Annotated in this window: 2 protein-coding genes; both read left to right on the plus strand. The window is 45.9% G+C overall.

Annotated features, from left to right (window positions below; genetic code table 11):
* Positions 1-1,236: FtsK/SpoIIIE domain-containing protein (locus tag GPK60_RS06520; protein WP_215659100.1), on the plus strand; the 1,236-nt coding region annotated here is incomplete at its 5' end.
* Between the two features lie 184 nt (positions 1,237-1,420).
* Positions 1,421-1,773: helix-turn-helix domain-containing protein (locus GPK60_RS06525; RefSeq protein WP_346727732.1), on the plus strand; the 353-nt coding region annotated here is incomplete at its 3' end.

The following is a 1,773-nucleotide window of genomic DNA, read 5'->3' on the forward strand; positions in this document are numbered from 1 at the left end:
CTCCATGCCGGAATTACTTGGACTGCCTACAATTCCATTACGGTTCTGATAGCGACTGGTGTTTGTGCATTGGTCGCTTTCCTCTACTACCGTTACGGATATGACCGTATCAAGCGGTTGCTACACAGACAAAAGCTGGCTCGCATGGTGCTGGAAAATAAATGGTATGAAGCGGAGAACACCAAAGACAGCGTTTTTTTCACTGACCTGCAAAGCAGATCAAGAGAAAAAATCGTGTGGTTTCCGAAAATTTATTACCAGATGGAAAATGGATTGCTCCATATCCTGTGTGAAATCACAATGGGAAAATATCAAGAACAGCTTCTGTCCTTAGAGGACAAATTGGAATCGGGGCTGTACTGTGAGCTGACCGACAAGACACTGCATGACGGCTATATCGAATACACCCTGCTCTATGATATGATAGCGAACCGTATTTCGATTGATGAAGTGATAGCCGAAAACGGCGGTCTGCGGTTAATGAAAAATCTGGTGTGGGAATATGATTCACTTCCCCATGCCCTTATCTGCGGTGGTACAGGTGGTGGAAAGACCTATTTTCTGCTGACCATCATTGAAGCCCTGCTTAGAACCAATGCGGATTTATACATTCTTGACCCGAAGAACGCTGACCTTGCAGACTTGGGAACGGTCATGGGAAATGTCTACCACACAAAAGACGATATGATTGAGTGCGTCAATGCCTTTTATGAGGGCATGGTCACACGCTCGGAAGAAATGAAACTGCACCCGAACTACCGTACAGGGGAAAACTATGCCTATCTGGGGCTTGCTCCACAGTTCCTTGTATTTGATGAGTATGTGGCGTTCTTGGAAATGCTCACGACAAAAGAAAGCACCGCCCTGTTAAGCCAGCTAAAGAAAATCGTCATGCTCGGTAGACAGGCTGGATACTTTCTGATTGTAGCTTGCCAGCGTCCAGACGCAAAGTATTTCGGGGACGGTATCAGAGATAACTTCAACTTCCGTGTGGGGCTTGGTCGCATGAGTGAACTCGGCTACGGTATGCTCTTTGGAAGTGATGTGAAAAAGCAGTTTTTCCAGAAGCGAATCAAAGGGCGTGGATACTGTGATGTGGGAACAAGTGTCATATCGGAATTTTATACTCCCCTTGTACCCAAAGGATATGATTTCTTGGGTACGATTGGGGAACTTGCACACATAAGGCAGGACGGACAGGTGGCGTGCGAAGCGAAAGCCACAGGTACGGACTAGCCTTGCTGGTGTGGCGGTAGCCACGCCAGCATATATCAAGCCCCTCGGTATCTAACAGAGGGGCACAAATCACAAGGAAACATACACAAAAGTTACCGATTCTTGGCTGAAATCAAGCGTTTGGTAGCTTTTTTTATTGCTGTGACATCGGACTAAAAATGTCACAGTTTTTTGTAAAGGGGGTATCGCACTGAATGATACAGAGTGGATACAGGATTTTGCAGACAGGCGTTTGCAGTACGGTGTATCCCAGACGAAACTTGCGGTCATGGCTGGAATCAGCCGTGAACATTTAAGCCGTATTGAATCCGGCAAGGTGGCGGTCACAGAAGAAATGAAAGTGAAACTACTGGAAGCTCTGGAAAAATTCAACCCAGAAGCACCGCTTACCATGCTGTTTGATTATGTGAGGATACGGTTTCCGACACTGGATATTGGACACATCATTAAGGACATCTTACAGCTCAATATTCAGTACATGATACATGAGGACTTCGGGCATTACAGTTATACAGAACACTACTACATCGGAGATAT

Origin of the sequence: Ruminococcus sp. MCC718, assembly GCF_018783905.1 — a bacterium.
Taxonomy (GTDB): domain Bacteria; phylum Bacillota; class Clostridia; order Lachnospirales; family Lachnospiraceae; genus Hominisplanchenecus; species Hominisplanchenecus faecis.